Origin of the sequence: Borrelia venezuelensis, from assembly GCF_023035835.1 — a bacterium.
Classification (GTDB): Bacteria; Spirochaetota; Spirochaetia; order Borreliales; family Borreliaceae; genus Borrelia; species Borrelia turicatae.
Genome location: NZ_CP073220.1, coordinates 353,111 through 370,587, shown reverse-complemented (window position 1 = coordinate 370,587; position 17,477 = coordinate 353,111). Strand labels below are relative to the sequence as shown.

The following is a 17,477-nucleotide window of genomic DNA, read 5'->3' as shown; positions in this document are numbered from 1 at the left end:
TTAAAATTAAAATCACTGCGTTAAATATAGTGTAAGTTATTATTATTCCTAAAAGCATAAATATCCATGGTTGATATACATATAATAAGTCAAGGCTTAATCCCAATATAATAAGTAAAAAAACCATTACTATTTGAAAGGTTTTTGTTATGATGATTAAGTTGTGAAGGATTTTGAATTGTTCATACAGAATGTAGTTTGTTGTTAATATTGATATACATAATTCTGGTGAGAATATGATGAATGCTATCATAAACTTGATAGAAGAGTTATTTACAAATATTGTTCTCTCAGCAAATCCATATAGTGCTAACAGTATTAATATGCTTGCGACTGTTTGTAAAATAAGAACGAGACCTGTAATTATTCTTTTTGTTTTTGAGTTATTTGTCTTTAACATAATCTTAAAATATTATATTATGAAGATAAAATCAAGTTTTATTTATGTAGGAATTATTCAATGAAAAAAAAATGTTTAGTATTTGTATACTTTGTATTAACCTTAAGTATCAGTTCTTCAGTTATTGTAGAATCTATTTTTGCACAAACGGATCCTTCTAAAGGTAAGATGTCTGCATCCACTTATGGTCAAATGATGATGGATGCTTTTAATTTTATTAAGAGGAATTATGTTGAGCCTGTTGATGATGAGGCTATTTTTGAAGGTGCTTTAAAAGGTATGTTTAAAGCATTAAATGACCCTTATTCGCAATATTTGACAAAGGAAGATTTAGTAGAAATTTCAAAGACTACTGAAGGAAATTATGTTGGGATTGGAGTTTCTATTGTTAAGAAAAATGTTCCTGTAAAATCTGATAGTTCTGTTCTTGATGCTTCTTATGTAATGATTGTTACTGCTTTTGAAGAGGGACCTGCTTATAAGGCCGGAGTTAAGTCTGGTGATTACATTACGGATATTGATGGTAAGAGTACTACTTTAATGACAATAGAGCAAGTAGGTAGTCTTTTAAAAGGAAAAGCGGGTACGAAAGTTAAAATTTCTGTTCTAAGAGATAAAGATTTAAAACTTGAATTTGAACTTGTTAGAGAAAAAGTAGATATACAGACTGTTAAACATGATGTTATTAATAAAAGTGTTGGGTATATTAAGATATTAAGTTTTAATCCAAATACTAATACATATTTTAAAAAAGCTTTTGAAAAACTGCAAGCTCAGAACATCAAATCTTTGATTTTAGATCTAAGATTTAATACTGGGGGTTATCTTCAAGATGCAATAGAGATAGCTGATGATATTTTGGCTGAAGGACTTATTGTATCAACCAGGGCAAGAGATTCTAAGGTTCCTGTGGAATACAAGGCTAGTTCTTCACATATAGTGCCTTTGGACATGCCAATTGTTGTTTTGATTGATAAACATTCAGCATCAGCATCGGAGGTTTTAGTTGGAGCTTTAAAAGATAATCAAAGAGTTTATGTTATAGGTGAAAAATCTTATGGTAAAGGAGTAATTCAACGTATATTACCTTTCTATACTGGAGGATTTAAGATTACAAATTCCAAATACTATACTCCTTCTGGTCATAGTATTCATAATATTGGTATTAAGCCTGATTTGGAAGTTGGGGAGAGAGAGTTTTCTGAGACTGAGGTCTTAGCATACAGACAAATTCTTGATAAGAAATTAGTAGAAGATTTTTTAAATAGCAGAAAAAACAAAAAGTCTATTACTGAGAAAGAAATAGATGCTTTTGTGGATAAAATTCTTAAAGAACATTCGATCCATAATATAGATAAGGATATTTTAGGATATTATGTATTTTCGCAATTTTATCAAGACACACACAATGAAATGCCAATTTATAATTTACATTATGATAAGCCGTTAAGGGCTGCTTATGAATATCTTGTAAAGGGGACTAAAAATTAATCTGTGAAACAAATAGTCTTAGACGATACTTGTTTATTTGATAATGATATCATTATTGATGATGTTAAGATTTATCACTATCTTGTTGATGTAAGAAGGGTTAAGGTAGGCGACACGTTGAATGTTCTCTTAGGAGGAAGAGAGGTGAGGTTTGCTGAAATTTCTAGTATAGATAATAATCTTATTAAACTCTCTACTCTTAAGGTAGAAATGCTTAAGAAGCGTGATTTTGAAGTAAGTATATTTATATCTAGTCTTAAGGGTAGAAAATTAGATTTAAGTTTAAGACAAGTTGTTGAAATTGGTGTAGATCATATAAATATTGTTAATGCTGATAATTCTGTTGCTAGGATAGACATGGATGATTTGGAATTTAAAAGTACAAGATTTTTAAAATTGATTAATGAGGCTTTAAAGCAAAGTGGCAATACCCAAGTGCCTAGTCTTAATTTTTACAAAAATTTTTTTAGCATTTCTTATTCTCCATCTGTGAATTATTATGTTGCTCATAAAGAAGGTGTTTTGCTAGGTTGTGGTGATGATATTAGTGTCTTTGGTAAGATTGGAATTTTAATAGGTCCTGAGGGTTGTTTTTCAAAATCAGAAATTGATTTCTTTAAAAAGTTAAATTTTAAATTTGTAAGATTTAATACCCCAATTTTAAGAGCAGATACGGCTGTTGTTTATTCACTTGCTCATTTTAAATTATTATTAGAGGGTAATAATGGCTAATTTAAAAGATATATATTCAAAACCAGATAGGATTTATTTCTTTGGAATTCCAATAGATGTATTTAAGAGCAGTGATAAATTGATTAGTCGATTTGAATATCTTGTGTCTTATCCATATCATTCGATGGTTATTTTTATTGATTGTAAGTCTTTGCTAAAATTTTTGTTTTTTAAAAAATTTAGAAATCTTGTTAGGAATTCTTCACTTGTTTTCTCAAATTCTAAATTATTAAGAGCCCTTTGTAAGTTTTTTAAAAGAATCGATATTGGCTGTTATGATTCGAATTCGATTTTGCTTGTTTTAATGAGCGTACTGGAAAATACATATAAAACGTGTTATATTATTGATAAAGACAAAATAATTTCTAAGAGAAATTTTTTAAGATTAAAAGAGTCACATAAAGAGATTAACTTTATTGGTTATTATGATTTGAAAGCTGTTAAGAGAAACAAGGAAATGTTCTTTGCCAATATTAATAAACTTACTCCTAGTATGATAATAAGTTTTTGTAGTGATAGTTATCTTGAGGATTTGTTTTATGCAAATAAATTTGGCATTAGAACTAATTTAAGTGTATTTTTGTGATTTTTTTAATTTTATATATTGGTGAAAATTTATATGAGGTAAAGAAATGGCATTTGTATTAGATCAAGCTGTAGTTTATCCAATGCAGGGGGTGGGAAAAATAAAAAACATTCAAAATAAGGAATTTAATGGTGAGTTTATTGATTATTATGAAATATATTTCCCATTTAATGAAATGACTTTCATGGTTCCAGTCTCTAGAGCAGATGATCTTGGAATTAGAGCCTTGGTTAGTAAGGAAAAAGTAGAAGAAGTTTTTAATATCATTAAAGATTTTGAAGAGCAAATAGATCAAAAAAAGATAAAAGATGGTAGTCATGATTTTTATAAACAAAGTGATATATTAAGTACCGCTAAATTGTATAAATTTTTGTATACAAAATCTATGCAAAAAGAATTGCCTTTCTATGAGAAAAGAATTTTAAATGATTTTGAATTGATTTTGCAACATGAGATTAGTTTAGCCTTGCAAATTAGCTTTGAAGAAGCTAAACAAAAGATAAAAGAAGTCCTGTCTATGGGAAAATCTTAGATTGTTTATTGTTTATAACTTGTAGGAACTTATTATGTTGAGTATTTTGAGGTTTATTTTTTTAATATCTTTTAGATTTATTGTTATGTTTGTTATCTTTTCCTTAATGTTTGTTTGTACCTCTTACTTGAAATATAAGTTTTTACAAGCGAATCTTTCTATTGTAAGTTTTGAACTTTATTATGATGCTTATCTTTATGCTTTTCCTTTATCTTTAGTTGTTACTTTTATGAGAATTGCTTATCCTTTTAATGTGAAGACGTTGCGTGTTTCTGGGGGTTTTTATGGTATCATTTTTATTTTTATATTGCTTTTATCTTATTTTGGATTCTTAGCATCTGCTAATTTTAATTCTGTTTTTTTGGACTTTCATAGCAGAGGTGAAAAAATTATTAAAGATGGGGTAGTGCATTTTTTTGATGACAAAATAGTCTTTTATAGTGATGATGTTAAATCATTTGGTTTTAAGGGTGTTTTAAAAGTTGAGGATAATGGGTTTAATGAGGGAGATTTTAAAACTTTTTCATATGATTCAGATTTTTCTGAATCCGATATCATGAATTTTAATGCAAATTCATTTTTTACTCAGAAATTATATAATGATTTAATTAATTATGTTTTTAGTGATTTGGATACTTTGAATAATTTTTTGTTTTCTTTAGAATCTTTTAGTTTGATTTTTAACATATTTGGATTTGCTTTACTTTTATTTTCATTTTCTTATGTTTTTAATCTTATATTTTCAAGTGGTTTATCTTTTTTTCTTTATCCTATTTTTATTATATTGTTTTTTAAGGTTTATAATATTTATGCGATTGAATTCCCTGAGAGTTTGGATTTGATTATGGGCGAAAATGTAGTTTCTAATTATGTTCCTTTTATTTTTTGTGTACTTACTTTCTTTGCTACTTATTTGATTAGCTTTATTTTTAAGTATATTAGGGTGAGTGAAGGATTTGATAATAGTTTACGTTAAACTAATTTGTTATATATGAAAAGAGAATTGTATACATTTGTAAGTAAATTTTTTATTCTTTTGCTTTTGTTTATTTGCTTTGTTTTTTGTTACACGTATTTCTTTGGGGCAGATTATTTAGACAAACATGTATTAATAGCCACATTGTTTGATACTATTTTAAGTGTTTATCATTATTTTAATGGATTTTTTATTTTCTTTGTTTTAGTTTATTTTATCTTTTTAGCTAAACATGAGACACGGCTTTATCTGAGAGACTATAAAGGATATTTATTTAAAAAACTCTCTCCATTCATGTTTCTGTTTTTTATAATAGGCATTGTTTTTATGTTTGTTTTTAACTCTATTATGTCTTATGTTCTTACTCAAAGAAGTGAATATAAGTATAACTATGAGAGATATAATCTTCTTGCAGGTCAGGCAAATGCGATAGTTAATGAGGTTAAAAGTATAGATATAAATTTGTCTTCAAATAAGACACTAGATGTAAATGAGTTGATAGAGGTTTTGCAACAGAAAAGAAAATACCTTGAAGAGTTGCTTAGAATGTATGAAAAAATGAGACTTATTTCTGATAACGATGAACTTTCAATTAATTATTACTTGACTCGGTCTGAGTATGATAGAATGCCTATTTATGATGTTGATTTGGAAAAAGTTAGAAAGACGCTTAAATTACATTTGATTAAAAATTTGACGAAGAGGGATTTTCAAGATATTGTTAATGGATTTATTTCTAAAGGTGATTATTCTACAGCTAATTATTTTGCTTATATGGGATTGGTTTCGACTAGAGATGATGAATTTGCTGCACTCTTAGATTTAACTTTCAAAGCTATTAATGAATATAAAAATATTGAAATTGAAAAGAAATCTTTAATTTTTGAAGAGAAGCAAAAAAATTTTTTATATCTCAATACAGAAAAGTTTAAGCCCGCATATTATGGCTTTTTAAGGCTTCATAATTTATTTCCAAATGATAATGAGATCTTAAGTTATAAGAATAAATCTTTGGAAAAGCTTAAGGATGAGTATTTCTTTTTTGATGAGATTGAAAAACATTATGAGCATTATGGCATCAATGATATATTTTTGTTTCAACCTAATTCTGGTAATGGGACATATGATTATATTTATATGCAAAAGGTTGTAAATACTGTTTCTTCTTATATAAAGATGATTAAAAATTTTGAGCTTATTAGATTTAATAGATCAGGTAATATTATATTGCATATTAAAGTACCATTTGCTACTCTTAAGGGCAATGGGGTTTATCAAAATGTTTTAGATAAGAAAAATGAAAGTAGTGACATTACTGCCACTAGGATGATTGTATCGCTTACAGACTTTGATTTAAGTAATACAAAAATCATTAATATTAATAATGATGTTAATAATTTGCTTTTATTTGCAAATTCTGGTAAGGATAGCATTTTTTTGCCCATTCAAGTTCTTTTAGGTGCTTTTAATAGAGTTAAAACGTTTAATTTAATACTGATAAGTGTGTTTTCTTCAAGTCTTTTTTTAATGATGAGTCCTATTTTATTAGTTTTTTTTGGTGTTATGTTTACAGCTGTAGCTTCTAAGATAAGTTTTGAATTTGATTCAAAACTTATGATATTTCTTATATCCTTAATAATAGCTATTTTTTCAGGTATTATTTCTCTTTTTATAAATTATTTATTGTTGATTTTAATAGCACTCTTTATTCAAATATCCGTTAATATATACATGTCTTTTATTCTGATTTTTTCTATCTTGTTTTTTATTGTGTTGCATATAATACGAGTTAATTATAAAGAAGAATGATCTTCATTAGATTTTGTGTTGTTTATATTAGATAAAAATAATTCATTAATTATGCGATTTTCTTTTTCTATTTGTTCTTTAGTGATTATATATGAATTTTTATTTATGTAATTTTCATCTATAATAAATGAAGGTATTTTTTTTATTATGTGTTTTAATTTTAAATTTAAACCTTTATAGGGTGTAAATCCATTTGCAAATCCAAAATGTTCATTGAATTTTGCTTTTTCTTTAAGTTTAATTAGCGATTTTTGTACCTCTTGGTTTAGTATCCATTGAATAAATTTTTCTATAGGCGTTGATATTTCTTTAACCCCCATAAAGCTTATGTTGCATATTGATGATTTTTTTTCTTTATTTGTTAGATATGAAAAATTAATTTTATCTTTAATATCTTTGTTTAAGCTATTGTAGTATGTTAAGTTAGTTAATCCTGCAATTAAAATGGTTTTCTTTTGAAGTAATATTTTCTCTAAATTTAAATATTTGTATTTTTCTGTGAAGTTTTTGTGTAATGCAAGTTCATTTGTGTCTATGAAAGATTTAAAGTGGTTTATCATATCCGACATTTTTTTTTCATTATATTCTGGCTTATTGTTTCCAAAGTAAAAATTTATGTCATTGATTTCAGATATTGTGTAGAATAGATTTTCAGAAATGTATGGAGAGATAAAAATTTTTTTTTCCTTTTGAAAGCTTTTGTATATTTCTTTAATATTTTGTATATCAATATATTTTTGTATGTTATATTCATTTTTATATATTAAAATTGGAACATCAAAGCTTAAGGGGACAATTTTGTATGCGAATTTTTCAGATATATTATTCAATATTGGATAATCTGAGTAATAGTATTGTTGAATATTTTTAAAGTTTTTATTTATGTTTATGTTATCTATATTTTTTGAGATAATTACTTGCGCATTTTCTTCATTAATCGTTTGCATGTTAATATGTTCTCTATATTTAATGATAAAGCTAGTTTTATTTTGGATATTGAATTGATTGATGTAAAATGGCATGATTTTGTTATCAGTTAATATAGTGATGGTATCATTTCTTGAGCAACTAAAAATTAAAGTAAAAACTATGATCAAAATTGGTTTCTTTATGCACATAAAAAATTATTTGTTCTATTTTCTTCCATTTTACAATAAATTATGTATAATTTTTATAGTTATTTTATAATTTTAGATCTCTTTGAGAACTCCAGATTTTATTCTGAAAGGAGAGTAGCTAGTTTGGGTTTAGTTGATTTTTTAGTTTCTATCTTTAATAGAGAGCTTACTCCTGAACAAGTGAAGCAAAGAAGACTTAGAGAGGTAAAGAATAATCTAATTAAGGTAGGCAATTTTTTTAATGCTTCAAAAATTCAGGCTTTACCTCAATTTGCTAAGTTTATTTATAATCTTTATAAAGCATTTATGCCTTTCAAGTTTTTTGTACAAAGATATCGAACTTCAAATAAGATAATTCATTTTGTTGTTGAAAAGTATTTAAATGATAATCAAAAGCAAGCTTTGGAATATATTTATTCTTTCTCATCTAATGATGTAGTCAATTTTACACCTGATATATCTAAGAATTTGGATAATAATTTAAATTATTTGTTGAACAATATAACTCAAGAACAAATCAGGTTGATAGATGAGACTTGTAGTGCTTTGGATATCTTTTTTGACTTAGCCTCGTATCAGTATTATTCAATTATTAAGAATTTTGATAGTTTGTTTCCAGAAAATGACTTTATATATAAGCCAAGATTTAATGCGGTTAGTTGTGGTCTAATTCTTGATGATATTAAGGATTTTTTGGAATGTATATATTCTATTAGAGATGTTTCTATTTGGAGAAATCTCTACGATATTCTTTTAGAAGTATATGGGGATAGGGACAATTTCCCTATTAAACCAAATGTTTGGCTTAAGATATTAACCTCTATAATTGAGATCAATAAAAATAAGGAAATTTTATATCTTATAAGGTATGTTAGCGGTGATCCTGATTATTTGCCTATATCTGGTGTCAAAAAGGCAAAGGCAAAGGCAAAGGCAAAATTATTTTTTAATGATCTCTCTAAACATGTTTCAAATGAGAGAGCAAAGATTGAAATTTTGCAAAAAAATAGTAAATCTAAGCTTTTGGCCGAAAAATTATTTCCTGGAATGACTCTTGTAAGTTTAGAGAATTATAGTGAACGTATGCATGCTAAGATTACATCTGCAATTGTGAATACTACAGGATATGTTTACTCTGATCTTTTAGTTTATATAAAAACTCATGCGGTTAATTTTGTGAAAAAGGAGCTAAGTGATATTATTAATGTTCTTATTATTAAGGGACAGTGGAAGAATATGGAAGTTTCTAGAGAAATTTCTAATGATATTCATTCTTTAGTTGGTGTTTATTCCAATCTTATTGATTTTGATAATAATCTTGGCGAACAGGGTACTTATGGTAATAGAATAAATTCACTTTTGCACAGAATTTCTGTTGGGGATAAATCCTCAGAGAAATTGCTGTTGAATATAATAGCAGATATTAATAAAAAGGCTTTAATTTTATTGAATGAGTATTATTTAGTAATTAAATCTTTGGAACGACGTTTGAATGATTGTTTAGAAGATTATTTTAAACCTGCTTCAGAAAAGGAGTTTATTTATAATTGGAAAGAGCTTGATATTGAGCTTGTAAAAAGCTATGGCAATAATGTAAACTTTGGTAGTATAATTAAAAATGTAGTTGATAGTTTAAATTTGTTTTTGAAATTGATGGATTTATATCTGGAGAAGAAAAATACAGTTTAGGAGATTTAGATGGGAAGAGAATGTGAAATAACAGGTAAAAAGACAATGTTTGGAAACAATGTTCCAAGGAAGGGACTTTCCAGAAAAAAGGGTGGAGGGGGCCAACACATTGGTGTAAAGACCAGGAGAACTTTTAAGGTAAATTTGATAAATAAGAAATTTTTTGTTCCTGAGCTTGGGAAAAGTGTTAATATAAAAGTTTCTGCAAGTACTCTAAGAAGTATTTCGAAGTTAGGTCTTAGTGTTTTTTTGAAGAAAAATTCCAAAAAGATAGAAGATTTTATTTAAAAATTGTGTCTTTGTTAATTTTAATTTATTAATATGTTTTCTATTATTGAATATTCATTGTCATTGTTGATGATTTGTTGGTTTATAAATTCAAATTTGTGGAAAAGCTTGTGGATTATGATGATTGCGTTTATATTTTCAGGAAATATTTTGCGTGCATTATAATATTCTAATAGAGTAGATGAATTTAAATTAGGTGTACTTAAGAGCTCCTTTAATGTTGTTGATAGTTGAATACTTTTATTTAAGTGTGTAGAGTGTGATATGAAGTGGGAGAGGAATATAAAAGAATTTTCTTCCTTTGTTATAAGCGGATTTAAAAATGTACAAAATTCTCTCAAAGTTTGATTTTTAAGTTTACCTAAAATAATGGGAATAATTTTTATATTTTGTGTTATATCTTTGATAAAATTTAATACAATTTCAATTTTATGATCATTTTCTATTATTTTATCTTCTGTATTTGTAAATTCAAAATTTTTTATTAAATTTATTATGTTTAGATTGACATCAATTGTTTTATTAAAGAATTTCCAAGTTTGATGATCTGAGATGTTAATCTGTGAGTTTTCTTTTGTTTGTGAGAATATAAACACATTTTTTGTATTATGTGCTATTACTTTTTTGAACAGAGCAATATTGTTTAAGAAAAACTCATAAGCACCATAACTAATCAAAAGTGCTTTATGAGTTTTTCTTTTATTTAAGCTAAATAATTCTAAATTGCAATCATTGGTTGAATAAAATATATTATCAACTAAACTATTTCTTATTTTATTTATCTGTTGTGTCCTTTAATTGCTTCTTCTACTGTATTTATTTCCATAAATTCCGTACCTTTATTAGTATCTCTATTTGGATTTCCGGAGATAATTACTACAATATCTGAATCTTGAACTACTTTTTGTGTTTTAAGCATTTCAAGAGAGGTTACTACAAATTCAGTTGTTGCCTTGAAGTTATGATCAACCAGATTAGCATAAACACCATAAGAGAGTGATAATTCTCTTGCTATCCTTTCATTATTTGTTGTAATAAATAGAGGTACACTTGCTCTGTATGTTGCCATTATTCTTGCAGTTCTTCCTTTGAGTGAATCAACAATAATGGCTTTAACAGGCATTATTTTGGTTGCATCAATTGCACATTTAATAATATAGTTTCTTATGATCCTTTTGCTGTGGAAAATTTCATCTTGAAATAGTGTTTTTTCTCTATATTTTTCAACTTCTATAGCAATTTTGGTCATCATCTTAACAGCTTCAATTGGGTATTTACCATAAGCTGTCTCTCCAGATAGCATGATGGCATCTGTACCATTTAGAATTGCATTGGCTACATCAGATACTTCTGCTCTTGTAGGTCTTGGATTTTCAATCATTGTGTGTAACATTTGTGTTGCAGTAATTACAGGTACTCCATATTTAATGCAGGTTTTTGTTATTTTAATTTGTGCTAAAGGAACATCTTCAGCTGGTATTTCAACTCCCATATCGCCTCTTGCAACCATAATTCCATAGGAAGCTTTTGCAATTTCTTCAATATTATCAATTCCTTCTTGATTTTCAACTTTGGCAATAATTTTGACGTCTGGATTTCCAGCAGCATTTAATATATCTTTAACGTCTTGAATATCTTTTGCATGTCTTACGAATGAATGGGCAATAAAATCAATATTTTGTTTTGCTGCAAGTTCAATAAATCCCTTATCTTTTTCAGTGACAGATTGTAGTTTAAGTGAAATTCCCGGTGTATTAATTGATTTTTTGTTTTTGATTTGTCCGTCGTTTTTAACTTTGCAGATTAATCTATCTGTGAGTTTTTCAATAACAGTCATTTCAAGTTCGCCATCATCAATAAGGATTGTCGAGCCATTTGGGACTTCATTTACAAATCCATCATAGTTGGTTTGCAATGCATTAGACTCATTGATAGATGATGTTGAGATTATTATTTTGTCTCCTATCTTAACGGTAATAGGATTTTCAATATTAGCTGTTCTAACTTCTGGCCCTTTTGTATCGATCATTAATGCTATTTTATTTGAAACTTTTCTAACATTGTTTATTACTCTTATTGCATCGTCATGAGATTGATGAGCAGTATTAAGTCTTATTACATTTACTCCTGCTTCATATAACTCTTTTATGTGTTCTGGATCACATCTGAGGTCAGATATTGTTGCTACTATTTTTGTTAATTTTTGTATCATTTATTTTTCTCCTACAGTACTTAAATTTTATGCTTTTTAAGTTTCAATAACAATATTTTTTTAAGAACTTGTCATTTTATTTTAAGATTAAATTAGCATATATTATAAACTTAATTTTTGTTTTTTAGTTTGTTTAATATTTTTTTGTCTAGTTTGATATTTAAATTTTTTTCCCTATTAGGTATTACAAGTCCTTTTTTTTCTCCTTTGATTCTTCTTAAATATTTAACATTGGTATAGTAAAGATCAGCTTCGCCTGATTGTCTTGCAGGTTTTGTATAAAACACACATAAGTTTCCAGCATCTATCAAGACTTCAAGAGGAGGTGTTTTGTCTTTTTTGCTCCTAATAAAAACATAAGCACCAGGGTAGTCTCTTGTGTGTAGCCAGTAATCATTTCCCTTTGCCCAATTTCTTAAGAGTACATCGTTTTCTTTTGCATTTCTGCCTATAACAACTTCAAATCCATAAGATATGAAATGAAGGCCAATAGATGGTTTTTTTATAATTTTTTGTTTTTTTGTTTTTTCATTTGTCGGTATGACACAGTCTGTTTTGTCGATATAAGCTGTCTTTGATATTAATGTATTGTATTGTGTTTTTGTATATTCTAATTGTTCTTGTATGATCTTTAAAGAATTTTTGTTTTTTTTGTATTCTTTAAAATATTTTAAAGCATTATCTTTAGGGAGTAATGCTTTGTCCAGCACTATTTTAATTTGTTCACCATTGTTATTGTTTAAAATGATTTCATCCATCCCTTTTTTTATTTTGTTAATGTTTGATAAGATCATTTCACCTTTTTTTCTTTGATCCTCGATTTTTTCAATTGAGTTTATTTGTTTTTCTAGAGAGGTTATTTTTTTTTCTAAGTTTATTTTTTCTTTTTCGTATTTTTGCTTAAGTAGTTCTATGTTGTGTGCTTGAGTCTCTTTTATTTCTAAATTGTCATAGTAATTTTCAATAAATTCGGAGTAAGATATTTCATTGTTGTATCCATCTTTGAGTTTGACTTCTTTTTTGTCAGTTATATCATTATTTTCAATAATTTCTTTGGCTTTTGTGAATATTTCACCTGTAATTTCTTTTGATCTTGGTTTTCTATAATATGCATCAAGGATTTTAAAATTTGCGTCTGTTGCAATTATGTTAGGAGATGATGGCCATAATTTTATGAAGATAAAGATTATTATTTTATCTTTAAACACTTTAATTAAAATTATTCTTTCATTTTTTATTTGATATGCCTCAAGTATTTTACCATTTTGAACTTTTGATTTTAGAAATTCAAAAAATCTTAAAGGGGGTTTGGTATTTTCAAATTTCTTGTTTGTTTTGTGAATTCTTGTTTTTTTTGGATCTAATGAGATTAATATATTAAAGTTTTTTTCCTCTGTTTCTTTATTATAAAGTTCCATAATCAAAGTTTTATGGTTGGGTTGTTTGATTTTTCTTAAAAATGAATTTTTTAATGGCACTTCTTTAAGTAAGATATTTATTTCACTGTAGTTTAATGACATTTTATCCCCTTTGATCTTTTGCTAAATATGTTTATTATTAATTTACAAAATGGTATATTATGATAATAGCTTATTATCATAACAAGTTGTACTATTTATATTAGACATAGATCGTACATAATGTATTTGTTGTTAAATTGAGCTTAGTAATATACGAGTTTTATAATGAAGAAAATAATATTAATTTTGTTTCCTTGTTTAATTTTTGCTCAAGTATCTGCCAATCAATATTTTGAGAATATTTATTCAAATTACCAAAATATAGAAGATATGCAGGCTAAGATTAGTCTTAACATAAAAGGGTTAAAGCAAGCAGGAACTCTGTTATATAAATCCCCCGATAAATTCATTGTTAATTTGGATTCAAATAATCAGGTTTTTGTAAGTGATGGTGAAATTTTAACCGTTTATGTACCAACTCTTGGTACTTCTTTTAGACAACAGTTGACTATGGGAAAAGTGGGAAGTGGTTTTATGAATATTTTAAGTACTGAGTATAGTGTGTCTTATACTAATTCTCCCAATTTAGAACCACTTGACGAATCTGGAGGAGGAAATACAGAGAATTTTATAAAATTGACTTTTTCAAGGCGACTTTATAAGGGTGCTGCTACGATTGATTCCTTTATGATTGCTTTTACACGAAATGGTGTAATTAGGAGAGTGATTGCTTATCCTACAGGTGGTGGTCGTGAAATAATTATTGATCTTTTATCTGTAAAATTTAATGTTGGAATTCCTGATAGTAGATTTAAGTATGATTTGCCAAAAACTTCAAATAAAGTGGATAATTTTTTATATGATGTTAAAAAAACTTGAGGTGTTGAGAAATGGAAAGAAATAATTTCATTAGATTTGGAGATTTTATAAAAAAGGCTCGGATTGATAAGGGGTTAACTCTTGAGATGATATCTGATGATATTAGAATTTCTGTTAAATATCTTAAGGCACTTGAAGATTCTAATATTGAATTGTTTCCAAATGAAGTTTTAGCTTTAGGATTTTTAAGGACTTATAGTGAGTATTTAGGAATTGATGTTTGGTATGTCTCGTCCCTTTTTAAAGAATACAAAAGAAGACTTAATAGTAGCTATATTGGAATTAAGACTGAAGATCAAAATGGCAGTTTAAATTTTGTGAACGAAGGCAGGCTTGGGGGTCAGTATTTAGATCTGTCTAAGATAGCTTTTCCTAAAATGATTCAAATACTGGTAGGATTAGTTAGTATTATATTGTTAATACTTTTAATTTCAAATTTTAGTGGGATTAAGCAATTTTTAGGGAATTTTTTCAAAGCAAATCATGCTGCGAAGCGAGCTCCAGAAGTTCATGAAGTTCTTTTTGATAAAGAAAGTTTTTGGAACGTTGCTCTTGGAGATGGTGATTTTTTATCTTTAGTTTATGGCAATACTATTGCAAATTATAGAGTCTCTTTTATGAATGATGATTTGGTTGTTACAAATGATTTGAAAAATGGGCGATATGTTTTTAAATTAGGTAAATTTCGGGAAATAGATTTAAGTGATAATGTTAAAGTTAAGATTGTGTATGATAATTATTCTCAAGGTAAGGTTCGAAAGGCTCATGTAAGCTTAGAATCTTTTATGCTCAATATTGAATATGTGCTTGAAACTAGTCTTTCTAGTAGATTTAATGTTTTAAATTGGGGATTTGAAGTTAATGGACCTAAGAGTAGAGTTATTAGTGATTATCCTACTGTATATTCTTCTCAAGATATTTCCAATATTGATTTAATGATTAATTTTTTAAACGATACGTTTTTAAGATATGCTGATGAGAGTAATATTTATGGTAAATCTTTGCTTGTATCTAAGGGGTTGCCTCTTAATTTAAAGTTCAAAAAATCTTTAATCTTATTTTTGTCAAGACTTTCTGATGTTAATATTATTCTTCAAGGTAAGGATATTACTTCTATTTTAAAGAGTTATGGAAGAGAAATAATGGCAGTGCAATTTTTTTGGTTAAAAACCCCTGGAGGTTTTGATCTTAAGGTTTCTGAAGTTTATTAATGGACAAAATAGAAAAATTCCTCTTTAGTTTAAATTTTTATCAGAAACAAATTGTTTTAGATGATACTAAAAATCCCATTCTTGTTTTGGCAGGTCCAGGCAGTGGTAAAACAAGGGTTATAACAGCTAAAATAGCACACTTAATAAAGGAAATGCAATTAAAACCAGAAGAGATTCTTGCTTTAACATTTACAAATAAAGCTGCAAATGAAATGAATTTAAGACTAAATTATCTTTTTGATTTTAATAAGGCTTTACATATCCAGACTTTTCATTCTTTTGGTGCTTGGCTTTTGAGACTTTATTTTAAAGAATTTGATAAAAATTATGATTCAAATTTTACGATTTGGGATACTAATGATGTTGTTAAATTTGTTAAGCAAATTGGGCTTGCTTCAACCATTGAACTTTCAAAGCATGTTGCGTCTTTCATACTTAAATATAAGGAAAATTGTTTTTTAGATAATTATTGTGGTCTTGATGAGAAAAGTTACAAGGATATTAAATTTTATGAGCAAGAAAAATCTAAAAATAATGCTTTTGATTTTGCTGATCTTATTCTTAAAGCTGTTTTGATGTTAAGAGATTGTGAAGATGTAAAGATGAGGGTTCAGAAGAAGTTTAAGGCTGTTTTTGTAGATGAGTATCAAGATACCAATTATACACAGTTTTTGTTTTTAAAAGAGCTTTATTGTAAAGATATGCATTTTATGGTAGTAGGAGATGAAGATCAGTCTATTTATTCTTTTAGAGGTGCTAGAATTGAAAATATTCTTGAATTTGAAAAAATATTTGACAATGTGTCTAAATATTATTTGGTACAAAATTATCGTTCTAGTTTAAGCATTGTTAATGTTGCAAATGATGTTATTTCAAAAAATAGAAATCGATATGAAAAAGTAATAAGTACAGAAAACAAAATGGGCAAGAAGATAAGATTTTTTGTTTTTCGAAATCCTGCAGAGGAGGCTGAATATTTTTCTAATTTCCTTATTGAAAATCAACTTGAGACAGCTGTTCTTTATAGATTTAATTACCAATCTTTGCAGTTTGAAAAATCTTTTTTTAAACATAATATTCCACATAAAATATTAGGTTCAATTAGATTTTATGAAAGAGAGGAGATTAAAGATGTAATTTCTTTGTTAAGACTTTTTGTAAATAAAAAAGATAAAATTTCTTTCTTAAGAGTAATAAATAAGCCTGCTAGGGGGATTGGAAAAACTACTACGAATAAAATAATTGCAATGCTCAATGATCGTAATGTTAATTTTGATTTAATTCTTGCAAGTAGAAAAGTTGCTGATAGTCTTAAGGGCAAAGCAAAAGATTCTCTTGTTGCTTTTTTAAATCTGTATGATAAACTAGCAGAAAGTATACAAAAAGATGTTTATGTAAATTTATCTGAATTTATTAAAAATGTTGTAATTAGATCTGGATTTTGGGATTATTATCAAAAATTTGATGGTGATGAAAAATCTAGAAATATTGATGAACTTATCAGCAGTGGAGTTGAATATTCAGGCAGTTTTGAGGGACTTGTAATATTTTTGGAAAATTCATCTCTTTCACCTTTAATACATGGAGATTCTAAGTCTAGTATACTACTCTCTTCAATTCATGGGGTTAAAGGACTTGAATTTGATAGAGTGATAATATCTGGTCTTGAAAAGGGTTTATTGCCTGCTGAGATTGAAGAATTGACCGGAGAGAGACTGGAAGAGGAGAGAAGACTTTTTTATGTTGCTATTACTAGAGCCAAATTTGAACTTATTGTTACAATGAATTTGCAAAGATTTTTTGGAGGCATGCTCAGAAATACAGCTATGTCAGTCTTTTTTCAAGATATTAGCAAAGATAATTATGATATTGTTTTTGTTCCAGAATATTTAAAAGATAATTTTAAAGATTTTTTTTCAAAAAGTGGTAATAAAAGCTTTAATATTGGAGATTATATAACTTATAATGGTGAGAACGGAATAGTTGTTGATAAGTGGTATCAAAATGGTGAGCCATTTATTAAAATCAATCTAAGAAATGGGAGAAAAGCTATTTTAAGCTCAAGCTATATTAAAGGACTTGCTAAAATTTAGA

General features: G+C 27.1%; 16 protein-coding genes. 12 read left to right on the top strand and 4 right to left on the bottom strand.

Annotation, left to right across the window (positions count from 1 at the left end; translation table 11 throughout):
• The first annotated feature begins 236 nt into the window (after window positions 1-236).
• The 7 genes from bvRMA01_RS01770 to bvRMA01_RS01740 are packed head-to-tail and all read left to right on the top strand — an operon-like array spanning window position 237 to window position 6,526.
• Window positions 237-464 (top strand): hypothetical protein, encoded by a 228-nt coding sequence (locus bvRMA01_RS01770; RefSeq protein ID WP_161491409.1) that lies wholly within the window; start codon window positions 237-239, stop codon window positions 462-464.
• Complete coding sequence (locus bvRMA01_RS01765; RefSeq protein WP_247031757.1) at window positions 461-1,891, top strand: S41 family peptidase; 1,431 nt, start codon at window positions 461-463, stop codon at window positions 1,889-1,891. The genes bvRMA01_RS01770 and bvRMA01_RS01765 overlap by 4 nt, the downstream gene beginning before the upstream one ends.
• A 3-nt stretch (window positions 1,892-1,894) precedes the next feature.
• Window positions 1,895-2,623: a 16S rRNA (uracil(1498)-N(3))-methyltransferase gene (locus tag bvRMA01_RS01760; RefSeq protein ID WP_011772310.1), complete on the top strand. Its 729-nt coding sequence runs from the start codon at window positions 1,895-1,897 to the stop codon at window positions 2,621-2,623.
• Window positions 2,616-3,209 carry a hypothetical protein gene (locus tag bvRMA01_RS01755; protein ID WP_247031755.1) on the top strand — a complete coding sequence of 198 codons (594 nt, stop codon included), beginning with the start codon at window positions 2,616-2,618 and terminating at the stop codon, window positions 3,207-3,209. Before bvRMA01_RS01760 ends, bvRMA01_RS01755 begins: the two co-directional genes overlap by 8 nt.
• 46 nt (window positions 3,210-3,255) lie before the next feature.
• Window positions 3,256-3,741, top strand: coding sequence for a CarD family transcriptional regulator (locus bvRMA01_RS01750; protein WP_011772308.1), 486 nt, complete (start codon window positions 3,256-3,258; stop codon window positions 3,739-3,741).
• Window positions 3,742-3,775: 34 nt separating this feature from the next.
• On the top strand, window positions 3,776-4,717 hold the full coding sequence (locus bvRMA01_RS01745) for a hypothetical protein (RefSeq protein WP_011772307.1): 942 nt from the start codon (window positions 3,776-3,778) through the stop codon (window positions 4,715-4,717).
• A gap of 15 nt (window positions 4,718-4,732) precedes the next feature.
• Window positions 4,733-6,526, top strand: a complete 1,794-nt coding sequence (locus bvRMA01_RS01740; protein WP_247031754.1) for a hypothetical protein — start codon at window positions 4,733-4,735, stop codon at window positions 6,524-6,526.
• Here bvRMA01_RS01740 and bvRMA01_RS01735 read toward each other — a convergent pair.
• Window positions 6,511-7,644, bottom strand: a complete 1,134-nt coding sequence (locus tag bvRMA01_RS01735; RefSeq protein WP_247031753.1) for a hypothetical protein — start codon at window positions 7,642-7,644, stop codon at window positions 6,511-6,513. The genes bvRMA01_RS01740 and bvRMA01_RS01735 overlap by 16 nt on opposite strands.
• A gap of 123 nt (window positions 7,645-7,767) precedes the next feature.
• Here bvRMA01_RS01735 and bvRMA01_RS01730 point away from each other — a divergent pair, with 123 nt between their 5' ends.
• Window positions 7,768-9,333, top strand: a complete 1,566-nt coding sequence (locus tag bvRMA01_RS01730; protein ID WP_247031752.1) for a hypothetical protein — start codon at window positions 7,768-7,770, stop codon at window positions 9,331-9,333.
• 9 nt (window positions 9,334-9,342) lie between these two features.
• Complete coding sequence (rpmB, locus tag bvRMA01_RS01725) at window positions 9,343-9,621, top strand: 50S ribosomal protein L28 (protein WP_247031750.1); 279 nt, start codon at window positions 9,343-9,345, stop codon at window positions 9,619-9,621.
• Window positions 9,622-9,641: 20 nt separating this feature from the next.
• On the opposite strand, the gene amrB is transcribed toward rpmB, so the two are convergent.
• The 3 genes from amrB to bvRMA01_RS01710 all read right to left on the bottom strand — a co-directional run bounded on the left by amrB (window position 9,642) and on the right by bvRMA01_RS01710 (window position 13,353).
• On the bottom strand, window positions 9,642-10,394 hold the full coding sequence (gene amrB / locus bvRMA01_RS01720; protein WP_247032399.1) for an AmmeMemoRadiSam system protein B: 753 nt from the start codon (window positions 10,392-10,394) through the stop codon (window positions 9,642-9,644).
• A 5-nt stretch (window positions 10,395-10,399) separates the two neighbouring features.
• Window positions 10,400-11,833, bottom strand: a complete 1,434-nt coding sequence (gene pyk, locus bvRMA01_RS01715; protein ID WP_247031748.1) for a pyruvate kinase — start codon at window positions 11,831-11,833, stop codon at window positions 10,400-10,402.
• Window positions 11,834-11,943: 110 nt separating this feature from the next.
• Window positions 11,944-13,353 carry an NFACT RNA binding domain-containing protein gene (locus bvRMA01_RS01710; protein WP_247031746.1) on the bottom strand — a complete coding sequence of 470 codons (1,410 nt, stop codon included), beginning with the start codon at window positions 13,351-13,353 and terminating at the stop codon, window positions 11,944-11,946.
• A gap of 165 nt (window positions 13,354-13,518) precedes the next feature.
• On the opposite strand from bvRMA01_RS01710, the gene bvRMA01_RS01705 reads away from it, so the two are divergent.
• Genes bvRMA01_RS01705 through bvRMA01_RS01695 form a run of 3 tightly spaced genes read left to right on the top strand, consistent with a single transcriptional unit; the run spans window position 13,519 to window position 17,476 of the window.
• Window positions 13,519-14,172: a LolA family protein gene (locus bvRMA01_RS01705; RefSeq protein ID WP_247031744.1), complete on the top strand. Its 654-nt coding sequence runs from the start codon at window positions 13,519-13,521 to the stop codon at window positions 14,170-14,172.
• Window positions 14,173-14,183: 11 nt separating this feature from the next.
• On the top strand, window positions 14,184-15,383 hold the full coding sequence (locus bvRMA01_RS01700) for a helix-turn-helix domain-containing protein (protein WP_247031742.1): 1,200 nt from the start codon (window positions 14,184-14,186) through the stop codon (window positions 15,381-15,383).
• Entirely contained in the window at window positions 15,383-17,476 is a 2,094-nt protein-coding gene (locus bvRMA01_RS01695; protein WP_247031740.1) for an ATP-dependent helicase, read from the top strand. The genes bvRMA01_RS01700 and bvRMA01_RS01695 overlap by 1 nt, the downstream gene beginning before the upstream one ends.
• Window position 17,477 lies beyond the last annotated feature (1 nt).

Bases quoted from the DNA above. Each gene is read 5' to 3' on its own strand.
- pyk (WP_247031748.1), bottom strand. From the start codon at position 11,833: ATGATACAAAAATTAACAAAAATAGTAGCAACAATATCTGACCTCAGA.
- bvRMA01_RS01755 (WP_247031755.1), top strand. From the start codon at position 2,616: ATGGCTAATTTAAAAGATATATATTCAAAACCAGATAGGATTTATTTC.
- bvRMA01_RS01770 (WP_161491409.1), top strand. From the start codon at position 237: ATGATGAATGCTATCATAAACTTGATAGAAGAGTTATTTACAAATATT.
- bvRMA01_RS01740 (WP_247031754.1), top strand. From the start codon at position 4,733: ATGAAAAGAGAATTGTATACATTTGTAAGTAAATTTTTTATTCTTTTG.
- bvRMA01_RS01750 (WP_011772308.1), top strand. From the start codon at position 3,256: ATGGCATTTGTATTAGATCAAGCTGTAGTTTATCCAATGCAGGGGGTG.
- bvRMA01_RS01735 (WP_247031753.1), bottom strand. From the start codon at position 7,644: ATGTGCATAAAGAAACCAATTTTGATCATAGTTTTTACTTTAATTTTT.
- bvRMA01_RS01745 (WP_011772307.1), top strand. From the start codon at position 3,776: ATGTTGAGTATTTTGAGGTTTATTTTTTTAATATCTTTTAGATTTATT.
- bvRMA01_RS01765 (WP_247031757.1), top strand. From the start codon at position 461: ATGAAAAAAAAATGTTTAGTATTTGTATACTTTGTATTAACCTTAAGT.
- bvRMA01_RS01695 (WP_247031740.1), top strand. From the start codon at position 15,383: ATGGACAAAATAGAAAAATTCCTCTTTAGTTTAAATTTTTATCAGAAA.
- bvRMA01_RS01705 (WP_247031744.1), top strand. From the start codon at position 13,519: ATGAAGAAAATAATATTAATTTTGTTTCCTTGTTTAATTTTTGCTCAA.
- rpmB (WP_247031750.1), top strand. From the start codon at position 9,343: ATGGGAAGAGAATGTGAAATAACAGGTAAAAAGACAATGTTTGGAAAC.
- bvRMA01_RS01700 (WP_247031742.1), top strand. From the start codon at position 14,184: ATGGAAAGAAATAATTTCATTAGATTTGGAGATTTTATAAAAAAGGCT.
- bvRMA01_RS01710 (WP_247031746.1), bottom strand. From the start codon at position 13,353: ATGTCATTAAACTACAGTGAAATAAATATCTTACTTAAAGAAGTGCCA.